Origin of the sequence: Sphingomonas oryzagri (assembly GCF_029906645.1) — a bacterium.
Classification (GTDB): domain Bacteria; phylum Pseudomonadota; class Alphaproteobacteria; order Sphingomonadales; family Sphingomonadaceae; genus Solisphingomonas; species Solisphingomonas oryzagri.
Map to the genome: position 1 here is coordinate 258,541 of NZ_JARYGZ010000003.1, position 7,098 is coordinate 265,638.

General features: G+C 70.0%; 8 protein-coding genes. 5 read left to right on the forward strand and 3 right to left on the reverse strand.

All coding sequences use genetic code 11. The features are described from left to right. Window positions 1–10 precede the first annotated feature (10 nt). On the reverse strand, window positions 11–784 hold the full coding sequence (locus tag QGN17_RS18290; protein ID WP_281046035.1) for a c-type cytochrome: 774 nt from the start codon (window positions 782–784) through the stop codon (window positions 11–13). A 134-nt stretch (window positions 785–918) separates the two neighbouring features. Between QGN17_RS18290 and QGN17_RS18295 the strand changes: the two genes are divergently transcribed. Then, a complete protein-coding gene (locus tag QGN17_RS18295) occupies window positions 919–1,812 on the forward strand; it encodes a prephenate dehydratase (RefSeq protein WP_281046036.1) in 894 nt (297 codons plus the stop codon). A 137-nt stretch (window positions 1,813–1,949) separates the two neighbouring features. On the opposite strand, the gene nudC is transcribed toward QGN17_RS18295, so the two are convergent. Further along, the gene (gene nudC / locus QGN17_RS18300) at window positions 1,950–2,828 is read right to left on the reverse strand and encodes an NAD(+) diphosphatase (protein ID WP_281046037.1); all 879 of its coding nucleotides are present in this window, start codon (window positions 2,826–2,828) and stop codon (window positions 1,950–1,952) included. Continuing rightward, window positions 2,825–3,865, reverse strand: a complete 1,041-nt coding sequence (gene mutY / locus QGN17_RS18305) for an A/G-specific adenine glycosylase (protein ID WP_281046038.1) — start codon at window positions 3,863–3,865, stop codon at window positions 2,825–2,827. Before mutY ends, nudC begins: the two co-directional genes overlap by 4 nt. 26 nt (window positions 3,866–3,891) lie before the next feature. On the opposite strand from mutY, the gene QGN17_RS18310 reads away from it, so the two are divergent. The 4 genes from QGN17_RS18310 to QGN17_RS18325 form a co-directional block, all read left to right on the forward strand. Next, window positions 3,892–4,446 carry a DUF721 domain-containing protein gene (locus tag QGN17_RS18310; protein WP_281046039.1) on the forward strand — a complete coding sequence of 185 codons (555 nt, stop codon included), beginning with the start codon at window positions 3,892–3,894 and terminating at the stop codon, window positions 4,444–4,446. After that, window positions 4,443–5,165, forward strand: coding sequence for a thioredoxin domain-containing protein (locus QGN17_RS18315; protein ID WP_281046040.1), 723 nt, complete (start codon window positions 4,443–4,445; stop codon window positions 5,163–5,165). The genes QGN17_RS18310 and QGN17_RS18315 overlap by 4 nt, the downstream gene beginning before the upstream one ends. A 17-nt stretch (window positions 5,166–5,182) precedes the next feature. Next, a complete protein-coding gene (locus tag QGN17_RS18320) occupies window positions 5,183–5,923 on the forward strand; it encodes a thioredoxin domain-containing protein (protein WP_281046041.1) in 741 nt (246 codons plus the stop codon). A gap of 22 nt (window positions 5,924–5,945) precedes the next feature. Further along, window positions 5,946–7,098 (forward strand): AAA family ATPase (locus QGN17_RS18325; RefSeq protein ID WP_281046042.1); only part of this gene is annotated, 1,153 nt, incomplete at its 3' end.

A 7,098-nucleotide genomic window follows, 5' to 3' on the forward strand; every position in this document is an offset into this window, starting at 1 on the left:
GGCGTCCGGCTTACTTCTTGGTCTGGGCCTCGTTGCCCGTCACGCTCGGCGCGGCATCGCCGCCGACACTGCCCTTGGGATTGGCCGCAGCCTGACCCTCGGTGACGACCGGCTGCTTGGCGGCGCCTTCGCCCTTGCTGTTGTCGCCCGGCTTCGCGGCGGCGTCGGTGCCAGCGGCCGCAGCAGGCGCTTCGGCCGGTGCGGTCGGCAGCTTCTGCGGGCTGTCGCTCTGCGAGTTGAGATAGGCGATGACGTTGGCGCGGTCTTCCGGCTTGGAGAGGCCGGCGAAGGTCATCTTGGTGCCCGGCGCATAGGCTTTCGGGCTCTTCAGCCAGGCGAACAGCTCGTCGAAGGTCCACGGACCCGACTTGGCCTTGATCGCATCAGAATAAGCGAAGCCCGCCTCGCTGCCGACCGGACGGCCGACGACGCCCCACAGCTGCGGGCCGATCTGGTTGGGGCCACCCTTCTGGTCCGAATGGCAGGCGCCGCACTTCTTGAAGACCTCGGCGCCCTTCTGCGCGTCGGCCGAGGCAAGGTAGAAAGCGGCCGGCTTCTCCGCGACGGCGCCGTCGGGCGATGCCTCTTCCTCGACGCCTTCCACGGTATAGCCCATCTTCTCGGGCCGCTCGGAATGGAAATATTCGCCGCTCACCACGGAGAAGCCGAGCGCGCAGATGCCGGCGAACAGAACCCAGCCCACGATCGTGTTGGTGCGGTCCTTTACGCCACCGGATACCCGGTGCCCATCCTCGAAATGGGGATCCTCGTTCCGCTCCACCATGCGTCGCAGCACTCCCTGTTCGTCGTCCGCATGCTTCGTGGCGGCGACTTTAGGGGGCAACCCATAGATTCCGGAAACGTCACGCGCAAGCGCGCTTGCGGGGGCCTGCGCGTTGCGCGTAAGCGCGCAGGCCCATGCAGACCTATCCCGCCCCCGCCGCGAAGCTCGTCGACGAGATGGTGGCCGCCGCCGCCGCCGACCCGCAGCGCGCCGTCGCCTTCCAGGGCGCGCCCGGCGCCAACAGCCATATCGCGGTGAGCGAAGCGTTTCCGGATGCGCTGCCGCTGCCCTGCTTCGGCTTCGAGGATGCGATCGACGCGGTGCGCAAGGGCGAGGCCGACTGCGCGCTGATCCCGATCGAGAATTCGCTGCACGGTCGCGTGGCGGACATGCATTTCCTGCTGCCAGAGAGCGGCCTCGTCATCACCGGCGAGCATTTCCTGCCGATCCGCCACTGCCTGCTGGGATCGGGCCGCCTCGCCGACGTGAAGGAGGCGATGAGCCATCCGCAGGCGCTCGGCCAGTGCCGCCACTGGCTGCGCGGGCGCGGCATCCGCGCGATCCCCTATGCCGACACCGCCGCCGCCGCCGCCGAGGTGGTGGCGATGGGCGCGCCGAAGGACGTGGCTGCGCTGGCGCCGAAGCTCGCGTCCGAAATCTACGGCCTGCCGCTGATCGAGGAAGCGATCGCCGACGAGGCGGACAATACCACGCGCTTCGTGGCACTGGCGCTGGGCGCGCCGGCGGAACTCGCGCCGGGTCCGTACATGACGACGCTGATGTTCGCGGTGAAGAACGTGCCAGCCGCGCTATTCAAGGCGATGGGCGGCTTCGCGACCAACGGCGTCAACATGACCAAGCTGGAAAGCTACCAGCGCGGCGGTGCCTTCCAAGCGACGGAGTTCTACGCGGACATCGAGGGGCATCCCGAGGATGTGCCCGTCGCCCGCGCGCTGGAGGAACTCGCCTTCCACTCGCGCTGGGTGCGCTTGCTGGGAACCTATCCGAGGGCGCGGGCGCGGGGGTAGTCTCTCAATCTTCCCCCGCCAGGGGGAGGTGGCAGGCGCCAGCCTGACGGAGGGGGCGGGCGGCGGAACGATAGCGGCTGCTCCGCATCCTCCCCCTCCGTCGCCTTCGGCGCCACCTCCCCCTGGCGGGTGAGGATTCAGGCTTCCGCCACCCAGCGGCTCAGCAGCGTGTGCGCGATCGCATAGGCCGGGGGGGGCAGGAAGGGCGCATCCGCCTCGCCCGCCAGCGCCGCGCGGATGCCGTCGCGCGACACCCATTTCGCCTCTTCCAGCTCGGTGTAATCGATGCTCAGCGCATCGTCGTCGGTCATGCCCACGCAGGCGATCATCAGCTGCGAGGGGAAGGGCCAGGGCTGCGAGGCGAGATAGCGCACCGAATGGACGGAGACGCCGGCCTCCTCCTTCAATTCGCGGGCGACCGCTTCCTCGATCGATTCGCCGGGCTCGAGGAAGCCGGCCAGCGCCGAATAGCGGCCCGGCGGGAAGGCCGGCTGGCGGCCGACCAGCACCTTCGCGTCGGCGCCCTCGCCATGCTGGGCGAGCATGATCACCACCGGATCGACGCGCGGGAAATGATCGGTGCCGCAGGCCGGGCAGGATCGGCCCCAACCGGCGCGAAACACCATCGTCTCCGCGCCGCAATTCGCGCAGAAGCCGTGGCGGCTGTGCCAGTCGACCAGGCTGCGCGCGGTCGCGTAGGTGCCGGCATCCTCGGCCGACATGGCGGTGATCGCCGCGAACAGCTCGGGCGAGCGGCGGAAGGCGGAGACGCCACGCTCCAGCGCGACGAAGCGGGGCGTGCCGTCGAGCCGACCAAGCAGCGCCAGCTCGGTGCGCACCTCGGTGTAGCGCAGCGGCGTCCAGCCGAGCGCGCCCTGTTCGGCCCCGACCGGGTGCAGACCGCTCATCTCCAGCAGCAGCGCCTCCGGGTCGGAGCGCATGGCGCGGACCATCGCCTCGTCATGGCGCGCATCGTCGGCGCGATCGAGCAGGGAGCCGGTGAAGCCTGGATTCATAGTGCGAGCATCTCCGACGAGGCGCGGCCGAGCGCGGCGGCGCGGGCGTAAAGGGTGGGGAGGCCGGCCTGCTCGATCAAGTCGATCGGCCACCATTCGCCCTCGATCGGGCGTGCGGGGAGTTCGGCCGCCATCACGTCGAGCGATAGGGCGAAGTGCGTGAAGACATGTTCTACCGTGCCGACATGGCGCCAGCAGGCGGGTATGGGCGGGGCGGCTTCGGGTGTCTCGCCCCAGTCGCCGCCGGGCAGCGCGCGCATCCCGCCGAGCATCCCCTTGTCCGGCCGGCGGACGAGCAGCACTGCGCTCTCCGATTCGAGCCAGTAGGCGATGCCCCTGCGGCGCGGCTTGGCCTTCTTCGCGGGCTTGACCGGATAGGTTTCGGGATTCCCCTCCGCATAGGCCGCGCAGGCGGACGTGAGCGGGCAGGCGTAGCAGCGCGGGTTGCGGGGCGTGCAGACGGTGGCGCCGAGGTCCATCATCGCCTGCGCGAAGTCTCCGGCGCGTGCGTCCGGCGTGATCGTGTCGGCAAGCGCCCGAATGCGCGGGCGGCTGCCCGGCAGCGGCTCGGCAATCGCGAACAGCCGCGAGACGACGCGCTCGACATTGGCGTCGACCACCACAGCGCGTTCCCCGAAGGCGATCGCGGCGACGGCGGCGGCGGTGTAGGCGCCGATGCCCGGCAGCGCGCGCAATCCCTCTTCGGTGGACGGGAAACCACCCAGCCGCGTCACTTCACGGGCGCAGGCGATCAGGTTGCGGGCGCGGGCATAATAGCCAAGCCCCGCCCATGCCGCCATCAGTTCGGCCTCGTCCGCGGCGGCGAGATCCGTAACCATCGGCCAGCGACCCACGAACCTGGCGAAATAGGGGCCGACGGCCGCCACCGTCGTCTGCTGGAGCATGATCTCGGACAGCCACACGCGATAGGGATCGGGTCGCTCCGCAGCACCCGGCGGCGTGCGCCACGGCAGGGTGCGGGCATGGTCATCGTACCAGTCGAGCAGGCGTTGCGAGACGGGCATATCGACGGACATGGGGCGCCTATGGCATGGGGAGGGGAATGACGGAACGGACTTCTCCAAAATCGGGTGCGAGCAAGGCGAGGAAGAAGCCCGCCGAGCCGACGCGCCAGAACCGCGCGCGCGCCCTGTCCGAGATCGTGCCCGAGATCGGCGGGGCCGCCTTCCGCCGCTTCGGCTTCGTCCAGTCCGCGATCATCAGCCGCTGGCCGGAGATCGTCGGCCAGCGCTTCGCCGGCGTTTCCGCCCCCGAATCGATCCGCTTCCCGGCGGGCAAGAAGTCCGACGGGGTGCTGACGCTGACCGTCGAGGGCGCCCACGCGCCGATGATGCAGCACGTCGCGCCGACCCTGATCGAGCGGGTCAATTTGTTCTTCGGTTATCCGGCGGTGGCGCGCGTGCAGATCCGGCAGGCCGCCGCCCAGCCCCGGCCGAAACCGGCGCCCAAGCCCGCGCCGCCCTCTCTCAAGCCCGTCGCGCTCGGCGATTCGCTGCGCGCGGTGGGCGATCCGGAGCTGCGGGCGGTGCTCGAATCGCTCGCCGCCGGTCTGTCCTTCACCACCAATGTGCCGCGCCTGCCGGAGCCACACGAATGATCCGTACCGTGATTGCGTTGCTTGCCCTCGTGTCCCCGCTCGCGGCCGAGGCCGCCGCGCCGCGCCACCTGCCCACCCACAACGTCCAGCACCCGTCCGCTGCCGACTGGACGAAGGTCGTGAGCCTCACGCCCGATGGCGGCATCCGCATGGGCAATCCGAACGCGAAGGTGAAGGTGGTGGAATATTTTTCCTACACCTGCCCGCATTGCGCCGCCTTCGCGACCGAGGGAGCCGGGCCGCTGGCGCAGAAATATGTGCGCGGGGGCCAGGTCAGCTACGAGATCCGTGTGGCGTTGCGCGACGCGATCGACCTCACCATGGCGCTGTCTGCACGCTGTGTCGCCCCGCCCCGTTATTTCGATACGGTCGGCGCGATCATGGGCTCGCAGCAGGACTGGTTTCCCAAGGCGATCGACTACATCAACGCCAACCGCGACAAGCTGAACAGCGTCGACGACACGGCCGCGATCCACGCGATGCTCGCCAATGTCGGCGTGGAGGCGATGCTCGCCAAGCAGGGGGTGACGCCCGCCGCGCTCAATGCGTGCCTCGCCAGCAAGCCGGCCGAGGACATCCTTCAGAAGACCACCAACGACGCCTGGAACGTGAAGCATATCAGCGGCACGCCGGGCTTCTTCATCAACGACGCCGCGCAGCCGGACATCCACGGCTGGGCGCAACTCGAACCCGCCATCCAGACGGCGATCAAGGGCTGACAGGAGTAACACTTGCCATGAAGACCCCCTCTTATCTCGTGCCCGTCCTTGCCGCCCTCGCGCTCGCCGGCTGCAAGAAGCAGGCGGACGACAGCGCGACGCCCGCCGCCAACACCGCGTCTGCCGCGCCGGTGGCCGCCCCAGCCGGCGGCTGGACCGAGCAGGTGACCAGGACGGCCGAGGGCGGCTATCTGATGGGCAACCCCAACGCGCCGGTGAAGCTGATCGAATATGGTTCGCGCTCCTGCCCGCACTGCGCCAAGTTCGACAAGGAAGGCGTGCCGCTGCTCAAGGCCGGCTACGTCGCGTCGGGCAAGGTCAGCTACGAGTTCCGCGACTTCCTGATCCACCCGATGGATCTCGCCGCGATCCTCGTCGGCCAGTGCAACGGCCCGTCCACCTTCTTCCCGATTCTGGACCAGATGATGGCCGATCAGGATGATATGGTCGCCAAGCTGCAGGCCCTGCCGCCGACCTTCCAGAACACGCTGACCGGATCGCCGGCCGATCAGGCGACCAAGTGGGCCGAGGCGCTGGGCTATATCCAGTTCGTCGGCCAGCGTGGCGTGCCGGAAGCGAAGGCGCGCGCCTGCCTTGCCGATTCGAAGGCGATCGACGCGATCAGCCAGCAGATGAACGATTCGCAGACCAAGTATAACGTCAACTCGACGCCGACCTTCATCATCAACGGCAACAAGGTGGACAACGCCTATGACTGGGCGACGCTGGAGCCGGCGCTGAAGTCGGCCGGCGCCTGACGCCGGGCTGACGGGGGGCGGGATGCGGATACGGAGACTGAAGCTCACGGGCTTCAAGAGCTTCGTCGATCCCGCCGAACTGGTGATCGAGCCGGGGCTGACGGGCATCGTCGGCCCCAATGGCTGCGGCAAGTCCAACCTGCTCGAAGCAATCCGCTGGGTGATGGGCGAGGCGTCCGCCAAGTCGCTGCGCGGCGGCGGCATGGAGGACGTGATCTTCGCCGGCACCACGGCGCGGCCGGCGCGGGACTTCGCCGAGGTCTCGATCCTGCTCGACCAGCTGGACGGCAACGATGCCGAGGTGGTGCGCCGGATCGAACGGGGCGCCGGCTCCGCCTATCGCATCGACGGGCGCGACGTGCGGCAGAAGGATGTCGCCTTGCTGTTCGCCGATGCGGCGACCGGCGCGCACTCGCCCGCTCTCGTCAGCCAGGGGCGGATCGGCGCGATCATCGCCGCCAAGCCGACCGACCGCCGTGCGATGCTGGAGGAGGCGGCGGGGATCGCCGGCCTCCACGTCCGCCGCCGTGATGCCGAACTGAAGCTGCGCGCGACCGAGCAGAATCTCGAACGGCTCGATACGTTGTTGGGCGACATGGAGGCGCGGGCGACGGCGCTGCGGCGGCAGGCGCGCGCGGCTGAACGCTACCGGCTGCTCTCGGCCGAAATACGTATCGCCGAGGGGCGGCTGATCTATGCGCGCTGGCGCGATGCGGCGGCGCAGGCGGAAGCGGCGAAGCGCGAGGCCGAGGCGGCGGACGCGGCGGTGGCGACGACAGCCGACCAGCAGCGCCGCTCGGGCGAGGCGGTCTCGCAGGCGACGATGAAGGTGGCGGCGGCACGATCGGCGGCACAGGCGGCGCGCGAGGTGGTGGCGAGCGCGGGGCACCGGCTGGAGACCTTGCGGTCCGAGCTGGCGGCGCTGCACCGGCGGATCACCGACGTCGCGCGGCTGCGCGATACGCTGGAGCATGACCGCGCGCGCGAGGGTGCGCTGGCGGCGGACGCGGCGGCGGCGATCGCGCGGCTGACCGAGGAGGCGGAGACGCTCGCCGCGCGGGCGGGCGAGGCCGAGGCGTCGCGCCCGGCGCTGGCGGCGCGGCTCGGCGAGGCGGAGGTGGGCTTGCGCGATGCCGAGGTGGCACTGGCGCAGGCGCTCGCGGCGGAGGCGGCCG

Coding starts and splice junctions, on each gene's coding strand:
- QGN17_RS18320 (WP_281046041.1), top strand. CDS start 5,183: ATGAAGACCCCCTCTTATCTCGTGCCCGTCCTTGCCGCCCTCGCGCTC.
- QGN17_RS18310 (WP_281046039.1), top strand. CDS start 3,892: ATGACGGAACGGACTTCTCCAAAATCGGGTGCGAGCAAGGCGAGGAAG.
- QGN17_RS18290 (WP_281046035.1), bottom strand. CDS start 784: ATGGTGGAGCGGAACGAGGATCCCCATTTCGAGGATGGGCACCGGGTA.
- QGN17_RS18295 (WP_281046036.1), top strand. CDS start 919: ATGCAGACCTATCCCGCCCCCGCCGCGAAGCTCGTCGACGAGATGGTG.
- QGN17_RS18315 (WP_281046040.1), top strand. CDS start 4,443: ATGATCCGTACCGTGATTGCGTTGCTTGCCCTCGTGTCCCCGCTCGCG.
- mutY (WP_281046038.1), bottom strand. CDS start 3,865: ATGTCCGTCGATATGCCCGTCTCGCAACGCCTGCTCGACTGGTACGAT.
- nudC (WP_281046037.1), bottom strand. CDS start 2,828: ATGAATCCAGGCTTCACCGGCTCCCTGCTCGATCGCGCCGACGATGCG.